At 61.4% G+C, this 15,198-nt stretch carries 18 protein-coding genes; 7 read left to right on the top strand and 11 right to left on the bottom strand.

Going from position 1 to position 15,198, the window contains the following annotated elements; translation table 11 throughout:
- Positions 1–3: 3 nt before the first annotated feature.
- The 8 genes from BRAO375_RS21785 to BRAO375_RS21750 all read right to left on the bottom strand — a co-directional run bounded on the left by BRAO375_RS21785 (position 4) and on the right by BRAO375_RS21750 (position 6,765).
- A complete protein-coding gene (locus tag BRAO375_RS21785) occupies positions 4–1,236 on the bottom strand; it encodes a S49 family peptidase (RefSeq protein ID WP_244423236.1) in 1,233 nt (410 codons plus the stop codon).
- Positions 1,237–1,319: 83 nt separating this feature from the next.
- Positions 1,320–2,930, bottom strand: a complete 1,611-nt coding sequence (locus tag BRAO375_RS21780) for a phage portal protein (RefSeq protein ID WP_244423235.1) — start codon at positions 2,928–2,930, stop codon at positions 1,320–1,322.
- Positions 2,927–3,133 carry a DUF6148 family protein gene (locus tag BRAO375_RS21775; RefSeq protein WP_009029603.1) on the bottom strand — a complete coding sequence of 69 codons (207 nt, stop codon included), beginning with the start codon at positions 3,131–3,133 and terminating at the stop codon, positions 2,927–2,929. Before BRAO375_RS21775 ends, BRAO375_RS21780 begins: the two co-directional genes overlap by 4 nt.
- 52 nt (positions 3,134–3,185) lie before the next feature.
- The gene (locus BRAO375_RS21770) at positions 3,186–3,446 is read right to left on the bottom strand and encodes a hypothetical protein (RefSeq protein ID WP_009029602.1); all 261 of its coding nucleotides are present in this window, start codon (positions 3,444–3,446) and stop codon (positions 3,186–3,188) included.
- A 27-nt stretch (positions 3,447–3,473) separates the two neighbouring features.
- On the bottom strand, positions 3,474–5,420 hold the full coding sequence (locus BRAO375_RS21765) for a phage terminase large subunit family protein (RefSeq protein WP_009029601.1): 1,947 nt from the start codon (positions 5,418–5,420) through the stop codon (positions 3,474–3,476).
- On the bottom strand, positions 5,420–5,602 hold the full coding sequence (locus BRAO375_RS21760) for a hypothetical protein (protein WP_035641600.1): 183 nt from the start codon (positions 5,600–5,602) through the stop codon (positions 5,420–5,422). Before BRAO375_RS21760 ends, BRAO375_RS21765 begins: the two co-directional genes overlap by 1 nt.
- On the bottom strand, positions 5,592–6,164 hold the full coding sequence (locus BRAO375_RS21755; protein ID WP_009029600.1) for a terminase small subunit: 573 nt from the start codon (positions 6,162–6,164) through the stop codon (positions 5,592–5,594). Before BRAO375_RS21755 ends, BRAO375_RS21760 begins: the two co-directional genes overlap by 11 nt.
- Position 6,165: 1 nt before the next feature.
- Positions 6,166–6,765, bottom strand: coding sequence for a deoxynucleotide monophosphate kinase (dNMP kinase) (DNK) (locus BRAO375_RS21750; protein ID WP_009029599.1), 600 nt, complete (start codon positions 6,763–6,765; stop codon positions 6,166–6,168).
- 720 nt (positions 6,766–7,485) lie between these two features.
- Between BRAO375_RS21750 and BRAO375_RS38140 the strand changes: the two genes are divergently transcribed.
- From BRAO375_RS38140 to BRAO375_RS21715, 6 genes are all read left to right on the top strand, one after another.
- Positions 7,486–7,653, top strand: a complete 168-nt coding sequence (locus BRAO375_RS38140; RefSeq protein WP_009029598.1) for a hypothetical protein — start codon at positions 7,486–7,488, stop codon at positions 7,651–7,653.
- A 14-nt stretch (positions 7,654–7,667) separates the two neighbouring features.
- Entirely contained in the window at positions 7,668–8,390 is a 723-nt protein-coding gene (locus BRAO375_RS21745; protein ID WP_009029597.1) for a hypothetical protein, read from the top strand.
- 57 nt (positions 8,391–8,447) lie between these two features.
- Positions 8,448–8,867 carry a hypothetical protein gene (locus tag BRAO375_RS21740; RefSeq protein ID WP_009029596.1) on the top strand — a complete coding sequence of 140 codons (420 nt, stop codon included), beginning with the start codon at positions 8,448–8,450 and terminating at the stop codon, positions 8,865–8,867.
- A 12-nt stretch (positions 8,868–8,879) separates the two neighbouring features.
- Positions 8,880–9,347, top strand: coding sequence for a hypothetical protein (locus BRAO375_RS21735; protein ID WP_009029595.1), 468 nt, complete (start codon positions 8,880–8,882; stop codon positions 9,345–9,347).
- Positions 9,344–9,610: a hypothetical protein gene (locus tag BRAO375_RS36470; protein WP_035641598.1), complete on the top strand. Its 267-nt coding sequence runs from the start codon at positions 9,344–9,346 to the stop codon at positions 9,608–9,610. Before BRAO375_RS21735 ends, BRAO375_RS36470 begins: the two co-directional genes overlap by 4 nt.
- 858 nt (positions 9,611–10,468) lie before the next feature.
- Positions 10,469–10,735: a hypothetical protein gene (locus BRAO375_RS21715; RefSeq protein WP_009029590.1), complete on the top strand. Its 267-nt coding sequence runs from the start codon at positions 10,469–10,471 to the stop codon at positions 10,733–10,735.
- 967 nt (positions 10,736–11,702) lie between these two features.
- On the opposite strand, the gene BRAO375_RS21710 is transcribed toward BRAO375_RS21715, so the two are convergent.
- Complete coding sequence (locus tag BRAO375_RS21710) at positions 11,703–12,347, bottom strand: hypothetical protein (protein WP_009029588.1); 645 nt, start codon at positions 12,345–12,347, stop codon at positions 11,703–11,705.
- Complete coding sequence (locus tag BRAO375_RS21705) at positions 12,347–12,727, bottom strand: VRR-NUC domain-containing protein (protein ID WP_035641612.1); 381 nt, start codon at positions 12,725–12,727, stop codon at positions 12,347–12,349. Before BRAO375_RS21705 ends, BRAO375_RS21710 begins: the two co-directional genes overlap by 1 nt.
- A gap of 161 nt (positions 12,728–12,888) precedes the next feature.
- On the opposite strand from BRAO375_RS21705, the gene BRAO375_RS21700 reads away from it, so the two are divergent.
- Positions 12,889–13,920 carry an AbiJ-NTD4 domain-containing protein gene (locus tag BRAO375_RS21700; protein WP_009029586.1) on the top strand — a complete coding sequence of 344 codons (1,032 nt, stop codon included), beginning with the start codon at positions 12,889–12,891 and terminating at the stop codon, positions 13,918–13,920.
- On the opposite strand, the gene BRAO375_RS21695 is transcribed toward BRAO375_RS21700, so the two are convergent.
- Positions 13,917–14,771: a hypothetical protein gene (locus BRAO375_RS21695; protein WP_009029585.1), complete on the bottom strand. Its 855-nt coding sequence runs from the start codon at positions 14,769–14,771 to the stop codon at positions 13,917–13,919. The genes BRAO375_RS21700 and BRAO375_RS21695 overlap by 4 nt on opposite strands.
- Between the last annotated feature and the right edge of the window lie 427 nt (positions 14,772–15,198).

The following is a 15,198-nucleotide window of genomic DNA, read 5'->3' as shown; positions in this document are numbered from 1 at the left end:
TCCTTACTTGCCGGTCGCGAGCTTCATCGCGCCGAGAATTGCGTTCGCGGCGGCTTCGTCACCCTTCGCCTGTTCCTGACCACTCGACGGAGCGACGCCAGCGTTGGCTTCGGTATCCGACTTGATGTCAGCGGCGCGCGTGGTGCGCTTGGCCTTCTCCGCAGCAATGATCATGGCCGAGAACTCATGGGCCGAAGAGCCCGTTTCGATCGCCTTTGCGGCGGCGTCCTCATAGCCCGGCAGGGTCAGGCCCATGATGTCGGTAACGCGCTTGCGCTCGCCTGCGCGAGCCTCCGCAGCGGCATCGACGGTCTCGGCAGCGGCAGCGGCGGCCTTCGCTTCGGCTTCGGCCTTCGCCTTGGCTTCGGCTTCCGCCTTGGCCGTGGCTTCCGCCTGCGCGGCGGCGGCCTTCTCTTCTTCGGTCATCTCGACTTCTCCAACTTGGCCTTTCGCGGCCGGGTTAAAACCGAAGGAAGCCTTCGGACTTTCGCCGCGAGACAAGCTCGCGAGAACCTGTTCGAACGTGGCGATGCCATCGGCCATGCCGGCGTCCACCGCCGCCTTGCCGATCAGAACATCGCCCTGTCCGAAGTGAGCAAGAGCGTGCTCGACGCTCACACCGCGATACTGAGCGACGGTCTCGACGAACACGGCGGCCATGGCATCGACGCGCGCCTGGACACGGTCGCGGCCTTCCTGAGTGTTGATGTCCACGCGCTTGTAGGGCGACTGCGACGACACGAACTCGATCGTCTTGATGCCGCGCGCCGCGTCCTGCGCGGACGTATCGCGATAGCCCGCCACGACGCCCATCGAGCCGAGCGCGGCGGTCGGGCCGATCAGAAACTCGTCACCGGCGACGCCCACCCAGAACGCTGCGGAGGCCGCCTGATCGCCCGCATAGGAGACGATGCGCTTACGGCCGCGCACGGCATGGATCGCACTGGCAAGCTCCGCAACGCCAGCGGCCTCACCTCCCGGCGAATGGATGTTGAGCAGGATCGCCGTGATCGAGGTGTTGTCCATTGCAGCCTGAAGATCGCGGCGGACGGTCTCGTATGCGGTCGCGCCGCAGTACGAAGTCATCAGGTTGGCGCGCTTGAACAGGGGACCTGCCACGTCGATCACGGCGACGTTGCCACGACGGGTCGCGCGATCGGCGCGCTCAAGCTCTTGCCCCCGATAGGCTTCGAGCATCTGCGGCGTAAGCTGTTGCTCGCGCGCGGCGATCTCCATGATCTGCCGAAGCGCAGCTTCGTCCATCGCCCAATCGGCGGTGAGCGCGGCGTCGAAGATCAGCGGGTTGCGGACGTTCAAGGTCATTGCTTCTTCTCGGGCTTCTTCGGCTTCGAGGGCTCGTCGTCGTCCGGCTCTGCGCTCACGTCTTCCTTGACTTGCGAGCCCATGCCGGACGGGGCGAGGATTTCGGGTTCGAGCTTCGCCGCTGCGCGCGCGGTATGCTCGCGAGCGCGCTGAGCCGTGGTCTGCTCGAAGTCGTCGCCGCCGCGCTCGATGATCACGGCCTCGATCGTGCGAGCGCCCAGGTTCACGGCTTCGGTCTCGGCCTTCCATTCCTTAAGCGGGTCGAGGATGATCCGGGCCGGGCCGATCCACTGAGCGCCGAGCCACGCCGCGCGCTTCACCGGATCGTTGAAGAAGCCGGGAGCGTCGATCAGGCCCGCGTTGATGGCATCAGTCAGGAACCACTCGTAAACGGGCGCGCAGAAGTTGCGAACAAGCCACGTCCTACGGTCGCGGAAGAACTGCGCGGCCATTTCCAGCGATGCCCTCGACGCGCTGTAGCTCGCCGTAAAGTGCATCATGAGCAGTTCGAACGGGATCGAGAGCGCAACGCCGATCTGGCGAACGACCGATTGAAAGAACGGATCGAAGTTCGCCGTGTTGGCGGGCTGAGCGGTCTGAATGTCTTCGTCGGTGCCTATATCAACGATGGTGCCCGGCCCCATCGTCACGTCGTTCGCGCCCATGCCGGGGAAGCCGGGGGTCGCCCCGGCCAGGCCGTCGTCGCCCGCAGTCTTCAGGAAGACGGTGAAGAACGACGACACTACAGCCTTCATCAACTCGGCTTCGCTGTAGCGATCGAGCTGCTTCAGGATTTCGATGACCGGAGCAAGCTGCGGAATGCCACGGTTCAGGCCGGGGCGCTGGCGCTCGAAGATATGGAGCACCATCTGTTCGCCGGACTTCGCTCCGAAGGCCGGGATTTCCTGATAGCCGTTGACCGTGAACGTCTGGCGCTCGCCGGGATGCTCATTGAGCACGAAATAGCTGACCGGAGCGCCATCTTCGTCGATTTTGACGCCATCGCGGATCAGATAGTCGCCCTGAAGCTCGCTCGGGGTGGCGACGCGGTCGGCCTCGATGATATTAAGCGCGAGCGGCAGGATCGCGTTGGGGCGCTTCGGAACGCGACGCAGGCAGAACGTGTCGCCGGACTCGAAGACAGTGTTGAAAACGAGTCCCTGAAGCTCATAGAAGTTCTGCGTGAGCGTGATGTCGCAGAGCTTCGACGCAGCCCACAAATCGAACAGCGTCTCGGCCTTACGCTCCCACAACTCGGCCGCCTCCGGAGTGAGGCCGACAAGCTTGGGGTTCAGCTTCGCGCGCACGCGGAGGCCCGGCCCGACCACGTTGCTCTTCGAGGTCTGCTTCGCGCCGGTGGCGATCGGGTTGTTGCGCCCGAGATCGCGCGAGCGGCTGCGCAACGCCGGGAGGTCGCCCAGCGTGTCGGAGTCGGCCGAACCGGGATGCGTCTTCCACGCCTTCAGCGCCGCCCTGTTCGAGCGCGCACCGGCGTACTGGCCCATGTAGTTGAGCGAGAGCCGCGCGTGGTAGCGGCGCGTCGCGAAGTTGGGAGCGACGCCCGCCAGAAAGCGGTCCATGAAGGTCGGTGCGACGGGCTTGATCACAGCGGGATCACCCGCTGGATACGAACGCCGCCGCGCTTCTCACGCGCGGCCTGCTTTTCGAGACGCTGAGCACGCTGATCGAGCTGCCGCAGATCGGCGCGCCAAAGCTCACGATCCTTGATCGTGTAGCGCTGCCCGTTCTTCTCGACCGAGTTGATCGAGTTCAGGGTCTCTTCAAGCTGCTCTTCGACGGTCTTTGCCATGCCCCGAAGCTAAGGGACATGGCTCAGCCGAAAGAGATCGTTCCGATCTCCCTTAGCGCGCTCGCTTCAGGCGGTCCCTGAAGATCACGACATCATCTGGAGGCACGCCACCGGCGAGATAGATGCGCAGAAGCATTTCGATCGTGCCTGACACCGCCGTCTTGCCCTTTTCCATGTTGTAGACATGGTCGGCACCGTGCTTCTCGGAGAGACCGAGCGCGCGGACAAGCTCTTGGGCCGTCAGCGGATCGCCGCCCGGCTTCCACATCTCGCCCAGCTTCACGCGGGCATCGCGAACATCGTCTCCGGTCATCATGAGTTCCATCTAGCCGGACATCGATTAACTTTCAACGCCACGGCTGCGAACCCGACGACGGCCAGGAAGGGCCTGGGGAGCCGCCTGGACGGGCTGCTCGGCCGCCTGGGTCGGCCGGGGGGCCGCGTTCATGGCGTTCGCCGCTGCCATCCGCAAGGCCATCAAGCGGCGCTCCATGTTGATGCCCAGCGAGAGGCGCGCTGCGATGTTGTAGACGCGCAGATCGAGCGGTTCGTTGCGCTGATGGACCTTATGCCATTCTTTGGTGACGAAGCCGCGCCGATCGGTCTTTAGAATGGCCTTCTCCGCAGTCAGCCCCTCGAAGAATTTCTTGTCATAGTTTTCGAGCTTCGGGTAATGGCAGTATGCGGGGCCGGGCTCTTTGATTTCGAGGCGCTTGTAGTGCATGTCCTTGGCTTGATCGACACCGAGCACGAAGACGGTGACGTTCTTCGCCTTGTTGACGGTGCCCTTCACAGGCCAGATCGGGCGGCCGGGTCCACCGGCACCCTTAATCGCGTAGACCCTGCGCGCGATGCGCGGCCGAACGAAGTTGTAGACGTGCTGCGTGAATGAGCCGCCCGAGTCGATGCAGGCCGCTTCTACACGCATTTCGACGCCCGCCGGATGCTTGAACGTTCGCATCAAGGCGTTATCGACCACCTCCCAAAAGCCGGGTGAGTTGGGTGCGCCATAGAAGACTTTGTAGTCGAGCGACCACGACTCGTCGTCCTGTCCCCACCCGCACCACTCGATCTCAGCGCGATCATCTTGAATGTCCACCGACGCGGTAACGCAGCCGACGCTACCCGGCAGGATCACCGAGGCGTCATACTCCTCCCGCCGCGCATAGATCGACTCGGGGTTGGCGCGCTCGCCGCGCTCTTCCCAGGTCTCCGCGAGGCGCGTATTCACCCAAGTCTTCAGCCGCTCGGGATGCTTCTTGACCAAAACGAAGTCGCGCGCCATCTCCCCAAGCGCCCGCCACGGCGACGCGATGCGGTTGAGATGGAAGCCCGCGTGCCCCTTCACTTCCGGCCGGGTCGCGATCCAGACGCCCTTCGCAATAGCCTTCAGGCGCTCGGCTTCGCTCCATCCGTAGTCGCAAAGCTCGCCCGTCTCGGAGTCGCTGAACTCGCAATGATAGCGCGCCGACATGGGATCGTTGTCGTCCCACCGGACTTGCGCCCACCGCAGATGTTGCAGATGGCCGCACTTCGGGCAGGGCACGAAGAAGCGGCGCTGATCACTCTCCTCATAAGACGACTCGATGCGCGATGCGCCCTTGATGGTGGGCGTCGAGACGAGCGCGATCTTGCGATTCCAGAAGGTCGTGGTTCGCTCGATTGCCAGCGAGACGGGATCGCCTTCCTTGCCTGCGCTTGCCTCATAGCGATCGACTTCGTCGCAGAGCAGGATGCGGATGGGACGCGAAGCGAGCGAGGCAGGCGAGTTCGCACCCGCCATCGTGATATGGCCACCCGCATACTTCTTGTGGAGGATCGTGTCTTCGGAGTCCCGCGCGCTGTTGCCGAGCTTCGCCGCGAGCGCAGGCGTGTCCCGGATCATCGGCGCGAGACGATCCTTCGAGTATGCCTCTGCCATCTGCAACGTCGGTTGCAGGATCAGCATCGGGCATGGATCGAGGTGGACGTGGAAGCCAGCCACGTTGTTGATGACTTCGGTCTTCACCGTCTGAGCCGCGACCATGCAAGTGATGATCTCGATCTCGGGATCGGCGAAGGCGTCCATGATGCCGCGCGACGGCTCGACGCGCGCAGTGGACCACTTGCCGGGCTCGGAGGACGCCTCCGGAGAAAGCACGCGGTATTCGTCCGCCCATTCGGAGACGGTCAGCTTCGGCGGCGGACTGAAGCTCTGCGCGATGATCTCTCGGACCTGCGCACGAAGCCGGGCTTCATACGCGCTGTCCTCATGAAATTCATCGACAACGGCAACGGCTGCGGTCATCAGGCGTCCGGCTTGCGCTTGTATTCAAAGCAGCGCTGGCGCGCGTCGGTGCGCTCGCCGCAATGGATGGACTCCGCGCGCCGACACACCCCAATCCAGTCGTCCTGCTTTTCCCAGCCGGTGCAAACTTCGCAGCTATTCGGCGGCCATTTCATCCACGAAGGCTTGAACTCACTCGTCATCGGTCGGCTCGTTGTGATCTGACGACGGCTCAGCGTGAGGCTCTTCCTCGACCGGCTCGTCTGCGTAGGATTTGATTTCGGTGAGCGCTTCGAGGATCAGGCGCTCAACCTCATTGACCAGCTTCTTCGTGCCTTCCGGCGCGCCAACTTCGAGTTGGATTGCAGGCCGTATCTTGGAGGGGATGCCGAGCAGTCGAGCGCGCGCGTTCGCGATCTCATTTGAGAGCACCTTCGCGACCATGGCGATCGGACGGACAAGCTCCATCTCTTTCGCCAACTGCAACTCGGACAGCTTGGCTTTCGCGATCTCGCTGCGCAGACGCGCCTTGTCGATCGTGATGTCCTCGCCGCCTTCCTTGAGCGTGGCGGCGGTGTGAGCCTTGCGCTCTGCCCGCTCGCGCGCGAGCAGCCACTTCAGCACGTCTTCAGTATCGAACTCGAACTGCTTCCCCCTGCCCCCGTGAGACTTGACCGGCATTCCGTTCTCGACCCATGCGGAGATCGTCGGCAGCGAGTAGCCGAAGATGTCCGCAAGCTCTTGGCGGTTGACGACCTTGCCCATCTCACGGCCAGAACGGCTGCATCTGCATCGGGGGCAGGCCGTCGTGCTTCATGATCAGCCGGTGGACCAGGTCGTCGAGCTTCCGGTACGTCTCATTGATCCGACCGATCTCGTTGACGATGTATTCGTGCGCCGTGACACCCGCCTGCGCGCGCTCGGTCGGCTGGTTTTGGGGCACCAAGCCGGGTCGGGTGATCTCGATGACGCGCCCCTCCATCCGGTCGATGGCCTCGCCCTCATTCGCATGGCGGACATCCTCGAACACGACGCGCGAGGGCTGCGTGTGCCAGAGCTTGTCGGTCTCGGTTGCGATCCAGAGGTCCGGCGACATCCACTCGCGCCCCCAGGGACCGCCAAGGCCCTCCATGGCGTGGCGCGGGCTCTTCCCATTGAGCCATTCGGACGGCACCTCCTTGAGGTCCCCGTCGATCATGCGCTCGGCCGTCACGCGGTCGCAGCCGCGATAGAGCAGCAGAGCGCGGAGCATTTCCTTGAGCGCTCCCGCGAACCGGCCACGGATGAAGCCGTGACGCGCAACGAGGTAATCGGCAGCCGTGGACTTGCCAGCGCCGATGAAGCCCTTGATGCCGATGACGATCATGAGTGGAACGCTCCGTTGGGAGTTATACGGTCTTACGCCGTATTGTTTCTTTCGAGGCTGTTTCGGCATCCCTTCGACGTTCAACGGACAGAAAACGGATAAAACGCCATTTTTCGCGGACAAATATCGCGAACTCCATGTTATCGGCGGTGCCCCGGAACCCCTTCCTGCAACCCTTCGGAGAACAAAAACCCACTTTTGAAATTTTATATCTGCCAAAATCCGGTGGTCGCGCGTCACCCGCATGAGGGAGGCCCCCGGAAGGACCCAAAAGCCTTTGTGCAGCGCACAAACAGTGGCTTCATGCTAGGAACATGACCTTGCGCAGAAGAATGATGCTGTTTCGAACTCTTGAGTTCCGCTTCCACTGCAATCAGCGCGTGCAATGCCCTCACAAGCGAGCGCGCCGCGGCCGCGCCAATCAGCGCAGATAGAGCAGTTATATCAATGGGTTGCGTGGAGTTACACGCTGTATTCGCGCGCCTTGCACTGCTATTCGAGCGCGATCAACGCGGCTCGGATCAATCCGTCTAAGCCACTGATATAGCGCAGCTATTCCGCAAAAACCGCTTTCTTCTACAATAATGAGCGGTCTTAAGCCGGTCACATCCCCCGCCGTCCGCTTTTCCGCCGTCGAAACCGTTTGACGGTCCGCCGCATTGTATGGCTACTGACGGACAGCGGCGGACCGTCCGCCGACAAGACGAGAGGAAAGCCACAATGCGCCAGCCCAACGAAAGCCAAATCACCTTCTATCGCCGCGCGCTCAAGGAAGGCCGCATCACCCGCACAGAGTTCAAAGGCTTCCGCCGCGCGATCATTGCCGCAGAGACGGAGCGTCGCACAGTCCGCGCGCTCGCCGCGCTCGCCGCTGCTCTTTCGAACTAAGAGGAGCGCGAGCAATGAACGGCAAGCTTTTGAACGAATACCGTAAGCAGCGCGGCAACGGCATTAAGCCGGGTTTGGCTATCAGCCGCGCGCGCTACGCGCTCGAAACGGGCAATACCTCTTGCGTCGGCTATACCTCTTTCATCCCCGCCGCGACCATTGGCGCGCCTTTCAAGGTCGGCGGGGATTTCTGCCGCTGGATTGAGACTCCCGACCAATACGGACTCCGCTTTGTCGGCTACGCGCAACATATCGCGCCGCGCTCCATTCGTCACACGGGATGGTTTCTTGATGACGAAGGCATGGGCGAAAAGGCGCAAGGCGTCGTGTACCGCATGCCCTCGCGCAAGGGCCGCGCGCTGCTAGTTGCTGGTATCGCGGACCCATACAACGATGGTCCCGCAATCGTCTCTTTCGACACAACAGACGATGAAACCACGGCCGCGCTTTGGGCGGACCAATTGGCGGAACGCTACGCGGAAGCGCAACGCGACTTTCAGCGCGTCATCAGCGCGCGCGCTCGTTTCGACGATCTCGGAGACGAGATCAGCGGCGAGCGTAAGCAATGCCTCGCCTTGATCGCTGAACTAAAGCCCCGCATGCGCTCGTTCGGTCCGGCTACCTGCAAAGCGTTGCGCGGTGCGGTTGCTGATTTGCTCGAAAGCATTGGGCGAGCACGGCAAGAGCGCGCGGACATTCGGGACGCCTTCGCGTCTCACGCCGCATGGGACGTTTGATCAGCCCTTCCCCTCTCGACTTCCCCCCAATCAGTTTCGCAATCAGGACTAGTCACAATGATCAAGCTTTTTGAAACCGCTTCCCACAATCCGACCGTGAACGCGCAACGCAACCTGCAGGGTCGGACCCACTACGTTGATCCGGAAACGCTCCGTTTCCATAAGTCGCGCATCATCTCTGCCCGCGTTGTCGATAACGGGCTGTTGTTCGCGATCGTCACTAGCGACTCGCTCAACTTCGAAAACTCAAAGCGTGGCTTCCGTTTCGTGATCTTTGACATTTTCGGAACTGTGCTTTCCCGCACTGAGATTGACGGCGCTTTCCGCCGCTCGGAGCAGGCGAGCAAGGCTATGTGGGACGTGCTGAACGCAATCGACGCTAAGGCACACACGGCCGCTGCGATCGAAAAGCACCGCGCCAGCGTCATGCAAGAGTGTGACGAATTGGCCGCGCGCATTGCCAAGACTGACATTTGAGGAGCGCGGCAGATGCCTGAATTTATCCTGAACGTTGACGATTACCGCGCCTTTGAGAAGCTGGACCAGTTCACGCGCGGCTATATCGAGGCAATGTTTTTCACTGAGACAAGCCCCGCTTACGACTCGGACGAATGGCACAGTGAGAAGTGCCGCAAGGCTCAAGAGGACGGTTGCGCCGATGGGACCATTCCGGGGGATACCGGCTTTGACGATCTATCGGCGGACGCGCTCGCCGATATCATCAGCGATTGCGCCGCGTTCCAACGGGACAATGAGGCGCTGTTAGAAGCGGCATACGAGTCCGGTCACTATGACGCGGACCGCGCTGGAAATGATTACTGGTACACGCGCAACGGCCACGGTTGCGGCTTTTGGGACCGCGGACTCGGCGATATCGGCGACAAGTTGAGCGACGCTTGCCGCTACTCGTCTGTTGATCTCTTCTACACGGAGGCCGGAAAGGTGTGCATCGCATGATCACGTTCCGGATTAATGGCGAAGGCTTCAAAGGCTGCACCGTCCCCGCCAAGCAAGCCGGTTTGGTCGGCTGCTATGAAGCGGGAGTCCCCTACCGTCCCGATAACGACGCGGTACGCGCTGCTTTGCCGTATCGCTGGCGGAAGGCGTTCGATCGTGCGGGTGGTGCATGGTGGTTCGAAGGTGACAGCGCTCATGTCTGCATTCGAGACAGACACGGCAGAAACCTGACGATCGTTTACGCGCATGGCGTGAAAGGCTGAAAGCTATGGGACTGTCACACCGCAAGATTTGCGAGCGCGCGCGCGCGAAGTGGGATGCAGCGTCTAAGACGTTCTGCGATTGGGCCATTGCGAACGGCTACGGCAACGTTCGCCGCTCGGATTTGGAGTCTGCCCTAGCCAATGAGCCGGAAGGCTTGCGGCTGTTGTCGGCGGACATTCAAACGAGCGAGGCGCTACGGCAAGCCGAGTCGGACGCGGTGTCAGCCGGTCACGCATGGCGCGGAACGTTCGGCATGGTCGTTTGGTACTCGCCTAGCGAAGTCCGGAGGCATACGGCGCGGCGACGCAAACACGCCTAGAACGTCCCCACATTGCATCACGGCGGGTAGCGCAAGCTTACCCGCCTTGCGGCGTTAGAAGGCCGCGCGGTGCGGCCTAGTCGAGAGGCTACCCGGATGAAACGTCTAGCTTGCGCGGCCTTGCTCGCGCTCCTAACCGTCCCCGCTGGCGCAACAGAGGCGCAACGCATTTGCGTTTGGGGGAAACCCGCCGACCTGCTTTCCCGCATGCCAGCGGGACGCGCGGGTTACGACGCGCTGCTAGTCCGCCGACCGAACGAGCAAGAGCCGTTCTTCGTCATGCTCAAACGCGGACTCCCGCTGTCCGCCGCTTGCAAGGTGTAGCCCATGGCTGATCTCGCGCGCGAGTTTCCCGGCTACCCCGCCGACACCCTACCCGCCTTGCCAGCGGGTTTCGTCGACTCGTCATGGCGCAATGACGCTTGCCCGTCATTCGACAACGCGGCGCTTTGCCTCCGGATATGGTGCGACCATCCCGACCCATCGCAGCGTGAGTTTCCGAGCAACGCGCGTTTTTGCGTCTCGGAGACGCTACCCAATGGCGAATCGCGCGACCTGGTTTGCTCGGATGACTGGCAACTGGTCTTGGATTGCGTCGCCTCAATCGATCGGGGCCAGCCGCATGATTAGGGCGAGCTACCGCGCGGCCGTGGCCTGGATTGCGTCAAACGACGATACCGAATGGCTGAACGCTGAACCGCAGTTGATCAGCGTCACGGCCGCGCTCGTCTGCGATCTATTCGACGTGCCCGAGTCCAAGCTGATTGCAGACCTTCGCAAGGCTGTTGCACGCCGCGACGCATAGGAAGAACGGCCGCGCTTGTTTGTTCGGCCGTTTCGCTATGCGCCTTCGGCACCATCGATAGGAGGGAATCAGCGCATGCGGCGCGGCTGTAGCGTCGCGCGTCACGGTCCGCCGCGTCTCGATTGGCGCGGTTGCGAGCGCGCGCGTGATCACAAGTCTGTGAGAAGTAGTCGCTTAGTTGCGCTTTCGAGGCGCGGCGACGCGGTGCCGCTCGCGATTTGCAACCGCACTCCAAACGCGATTAGGAGCCCGTACAGAGGCGCGCCATTCGTCCGGTGTCGCGTAGCCTCCGAAGTGAGAACGCGCATGGGCGGGGCATCTCTGCCCGCTGGCGCCCCCCTCGAAAGCGGGACCTTCGGGCACGTCCTGTTGCGTGCGAGAAGGATTTTCTACATCGATCCGGACCCATTTTTGGGATCGGTGACGACCTAACGAGGTATTTTGACCAAAACGTCGAGGCGGCGGTTCTGTGTAAGGAGAACTCGCCGCCTAAAAATTTTTTTCCCCGCGAGTTTTCCGCGTGGTGGTCCGCGTGGTCCGCGCCACGAACTAATAGCTCCCATCGCTTCAAGCGACAATAGGCACTCACACGCTCGATCTGCCATCCCCGCATGTAGCTGATGATGGGCGCGATGGTGCCGGACACGATCCCGCCGGTGACATCCGCCCCAGCGCAGAAGTGCGGTGCGCTGATCCTGAGCAGGCCGGTAGTCGCGGTCGATTGGTGATGCGTCGTCATGGTGCCAGTGGGTGACTTCGTACTCGATGCGGTCGGTGGCTATGTCTCGCGCGTTGATGGCGTCGAGGCCCGGCCCCGATCTGGCGGCGACCTGGCCTAACGTGGCCCCGAGCGCGATGGTCAGGATCAGGACGCGCATGGGCTTAGGCCATAGGGGGGGGTGGGAGTCATTTCGCTCATGAACCTTCCCGGATGAAGGGGGTGGGAGTCGATTTGGTCATTGAGCCTCTACCGCGTCGCTGCATTGACCACCGCGCGATAGAAATGCTGCGGGAAGCGTGCCTGGACGACGCCGGACACGGTCCCGAGGAAATCCCAATGCTCGTTGATCGTCGCGCTCCCCTGGAGCACGGCTAGGACTTGCAGAGGCAGCCGCTTCTTCGTCTTACGGCGGACAATCAGCACCTTCTTGCCCGACACGATCTGGAACGTCTTTCGCTTCTGCGTGTCCACGCGCTTCAACTGGCGGCGGACAACGGTGTGGATCGGCGCGCTGCCGATCGACCCGTATGGCTTGATCAGGATGCCGCCGGTGGCGAGACGGCCGCTGCCGGCGGCGCGCTTGGAGCGGATCGAGAGCGCGTTGTCGGGCTGCTTCTCTTTGCCCGCCCCGATGACATGGCGCTCCATGTACTTGTCGATCGAGCCGACGACGGCCGTGAGGTTGTTGCCGTTGGCAGGCCGGATGCGGATGCCGCTGAGCACCCAATTGCGACGCAGGACGAAGATGCCTGGGACCTGAGCCTTCAGCGCCGCTTGCGCATCCTTCGCGGTGAAGGTTAGCGCTTTTGCCGTGGCCGTGTTGACGCTGCGATCACGAAGCTGATCGAGCCGGTCGAGCATCCCCTTCGTGAGCGTCAGCGTGATCTGCATCAGGGCAGCCGCCTTCGCACTTCAGCCTCGATCAGGTCGGCCATCGCTTCGGGGGTGGCAGCCTTGACGGTGATGATCTCGAAGCCGAGGTCGATCAGCTTCTTGTGTCGCGCCTTCTGATCCTTCGAGCGCGATCCGGTCGGCGTCTTCAGTTCGAAGCTGAGCAGAACGCCGCCAGCGATATAAACGCGAACGTCGGGCTCACCCGCCGTGAGGCCCGTGACCTTGGCCTCCATGCGCTCGCGACGATTGCGACGCGCTCGGTTCATATCACCGGCACACGTAAACGGGAGGCCATCGTCTTCGAGCTTGTGAAGACGCGCGATGACTTCCGCCTGATAGCGCCACTCGGGGATGGTGTTGACGATGCGAGTTTCCATGCGCGAATGCTCGCGCAGATCACCGCGTCGGGAGAGACCGATCCGGTATCCCGCCATAGGTGATCGCCGCCCCGGAACGGTGTATCTTGACAGTTGCGAATCGTACGATTTCTACAATCTGGCATCCGCCGGTGCAGATTTGCGTCTGAGGACCCTGGGAAATGCTGACCGACATCTTTGCCCACCGCTACCTTCAGCCGGTCGTGTGGGATTACTTTACTGAGGAGTCACGTCGCCTCATTACACAGGGCTATCAACTTCTCAACCAAATTTGCCCTTACTACATTGGTGGCCACGAAGACATAATCGGAAGGGCGCGCTGGCAAGCCATGCATGATAGCTTGGCGAGAGAGCTTGGCCTTCAGGAGTTGTCCCCCAGCGCATGGGGCTACTTTGACGCACAGAAATTTTGGCGCAGCGGGTTCTACCCCGTGGTCAAAATGTGCGAAACTTGGATGTTAGCGACCTTCGATGGCACAATACCGGCGGACCGCTTCATAAAGGAACGACTTAGCTTAGTAGAAATCGGCTTTCGGTTTCACGAGAGCTGGGTGGCTCAACTTAACGCCGATCTGCCAAAGGAAATAGCCCAGGCCAAGTTGCGCGATCAGCGCAGAGGGGGCATCGGCAAACTATCGGCGTCCGTCGATAATGAGAAAGCAAAAAATGCGGCAGCCAATCTTAAAATTCAAACGGCTGTAATCGAACTGAACGCGCGCTTCCGTCAGGCAGGTTGCAAGCTGCATTACCACAATGGCTTCATACAGTTCTCCGAAGACCAGAAGATCGGAGACCAGATTGAGACGCCATTTTGGACATTAGTGGCCGCTCCCAAGTGGCGTAACGTTGATCATGACATGAAAGAAGCTATCGACTTGCGAGATACCGGCGGTCGCGACGCGGCCATGTATGCCGCGAAGTCGCTCGAAAGCACAATCAAGATCATTTCAGACGAGAAGAATTTGACGAACGGCAAGGAGAAGGGCGCAGCTAACTTCGTAGACAATCTTCGTGGAGCGCAACTGATCGAAGTATGGGAAACCGACATGCTCAAGCTTTTCTTTTCAAAGGTTCGCAATCCGTTAGGACACGGCCCTGGATCAGCACCGATGCCCAGCCTGACTGAACCTCAAACCGATTGGGCAATCGAGCAATCGATGATCTGGATCAAGTCGCTTATTCGCCGACTTTAGACGACGATCAGCCGACCACCCTCCCCGATCACCGGCTCGCCGTACTTGCGCATGAAGTACCGCGTTCCCTTCCGCCCTCGATCGGACAGCCGGACCACCGCCGACCGGATGGTCCCCATGTTCTCGAACATCTCGCCGATCCGCTCGACACGGTCGCGAGCGATCTTGCCCTTGTTCACGATCTCATACGCCGCGATGCCAGCCGGTCCGGCGGCTTCGATGTAGGCGATCATCCGCTCTTCGTCGGTGAGGCTCTTCGCTAGACGCGGCCTCCCCTTCGGCCTCTCGGCCTGGAGCTGCTCTGAGCCAGCCATGGCGAGGTCAGGCTGCGTCTGCGCGACGATGGGCATCGTGTGAGGCCGGTCGAGCCAGAGCGCACCACGGAGCGCCGTAACGGGAATGGCGGGGTGTTTCGCGAGGAACGCCCGGCAGGCCGTGGTGAGCTTCGTGGCTTCGACGGCGACGGCGAACTTGATCTCAGCCTTGAGCGCCTGATGCTCATTCCATGCCCCGCCTGGATCGCTCCCGAGCAGCAGCCTGATCTTCAGGAAGATCGGATGCACCGTCCCGAGGAACCGGGCGAGATCAGGATCGAGCAGCGGGCGATCCTCGACACCGAGAGCCTTCGGCCGTCCACGACCGGGGCGCATCGCCGCTGGGAACACCTTGCCGTGCCCAGCGCGCATCGAGAGCCATACCAGCTTCTTCCGGTGCAGATACCGGGCGATGGTTTCAGCCTCGCTCGGATGGCACGGCAAGGCGTTGGCGAAGCCAACGAGAGACAGGCCGTCGTCAGGAACCTTGATATAGGCCGCCTTAGCGTCCCACTCAGACATGACCTTTTTGCGCATCGGAAAACATCAACTCCATCCGTCGATTCGACGGAACTATCCGTTGGTCGGCGTAACATCAAGGGCCGATTTCCGGGGTTTGCCCCCTACATATAGAAGTAACCCCCTCATGTCATATCTTTAGAAGAATATATTACACCTATATATTACTATTATACATATAGGTGATACCCTCCAATGGTCCCCCAGCCATTGCGAAAAGCGGGGGGTTTAGTTTTGCGGGCGTTTCGACGCAAAACCCAAACCGTCCTCCAAAACATAATATGGAAGTGCGAATTATCGAGCCTCCCTAATTCGCCAACATGGCCTGCTCCGAGCGCCATCCGACGCTGTTCCGTCGATAGTCCTCTCAAAGTCCTTGCGCAACGGATCATCCTTCGCTATCCGTTGATTCCAGCGGGACCGACCTGATTCAGGCCGGTCGGGG

Source organism: Bradyrhizobium sp. ORS 375, assembly GCF_000239775.1.
Taxonomy (GTDB): Bacteria; Pseudomonadota; Alphaproteobacteria; order Rhizobiales; family Xanthobacteraceae; genus Bradyrhizobium.
The sequence above is the reverse complement of the archived record's forward strand: the minus strand, read 5'-3'. Positions and strand labels throughout refer to the sequence as shown.

What these genes read in the sequence shown, in the direction of transcription:
- BRAO375_RS36470 (WP_035641598.1), top strand. Translation starts at nt 9,344, where the DNA reads ATGATCACGTTCCGGATTAATGGCGAAGGCTTCAAAGGCTGCACCGTC.
- BRAO375_RS21785 (WP_244423236.1), bottom strand. Translation starts at nt 1,236, where the DNA reads ATGGAGATCGCCGCGCGCGAGCAACAGCTTACGCCGCAGATGCTCGAA.
- BRAO375_RS21750 (WP_009029599.1), bottom strand. Translation starts at nt 6,765, where the DNA reads ATGATCGTCATCGGCATCAAGGGCTTCATCGGCGCTGGCAAGTCCACG.
- BRAO375_RS21710 (WP_009029588.1), bottom strand. Translation starts at nt 12,347, where the DNA reads ATGCAGATCACGCTGACGCTCACGAAGGGGATGCTCGACCGGCTCGAT.
- BRAO375_RS21745 (WP_009029597.1), top strand. Translation starts at nt 7,668, where the DNA reads ATGAACGGCAAGCTTTTGAACGAATACCGTAAGCAGCGCGGCAACGGC.
- BRAO375_RS21715 (WP_009029590.1), top strand. Translation starts at nt 10,469, where the DNA reads ATGGCGAATCGCGCGACCTGGTTTGCTCGGATGACTGGCAACTGGTCT.
- BRAO375_RS21740 (WP_009029596.1), top strand. Translation starts at nt 8,448, where the DNA reads ATGATCAAGCTTTTTGAAACCGCTTCCCACAATCCGACCGTGAACGCG.
- BRAO375_RS21755 (WP_009029600.1), bottom strand. Translation starts at nt 6,164, where the DNA reads ATGGGCAAGGTCGTCAACCGCCAAGAGCTTGCGGACATCTTCGGCTAC.
- BRAO375_RS21700 (WP_009029586.1), top strand. Translation starts at nt 12,889, where the DNA reads ATGCTGACCGACATCTTTGCCCACCGCTACCTTCAGCCGGTCGTGTGG.
- BRAO375_RS21735 (WP_009029595.1), top strand. Translation starts at nt 8,880, where the DNA reads ATGCCTGAATTTATCCTGAACGTTGACGATTACCGCGCCTTTGAGAAG.
- BRAO375_RS21765 (WP_009029601.1), bottom strand. Translation starts at nt 5,420, where the DNA reads ATGACCGCAGCCGTTGCCGTTGTCGATGAATTTCATGAGGACAGCGCG.
- BRAO375_RS21705 (WP_035641612.1), bottom strand. Translation starts at nt 12,727, where the DNA reads ATGGAAACTCGCATCGTCAACACCATCCCCGAGTGGCGCTATCAGGCG.
- BRAO375_RS21775 (WP_009029603.1), bottom strand. Translation starts at nt 3,133, where the DNA reads ATGGCAAAGACCGTCGAAGAGCAGCTTGAAGAGACCCTGAACTCGATC.
- BRAO375_RS21760 (WP_035641600.1), bottom strand. Translation starts at nt 5,602, where the DNA reads ATGACGAGTGAGTTCAAGCCTTCGTGGATGAAATGGCCGCCGAATAGC.
- BRAO375_RS38140 (WP_009029598.1), top strand. Translation starts at nt 7,486, where the DNA reads ATGCGCCAGCCCAACGAAAGCCAAATCACCTTCTATCGCCGCGCGCTC.
- BRAO375_RS21695 (WP_009029585.1), bottom strand. Translation starts at nt 14,771, where the DNA reads ATGCGCAAAAAGGTCATGTCTGAGTGGGACGCTAAGGCGGCCTATATC.
- BRAO375_RS21770 (WP_009029602.1), bottom strand. Translation starts at nt 3,446, where the DNA reads ATGACCGGAGACGATGTTCGCGATGCCCGCGTGAAGCTGGGCGAGATG.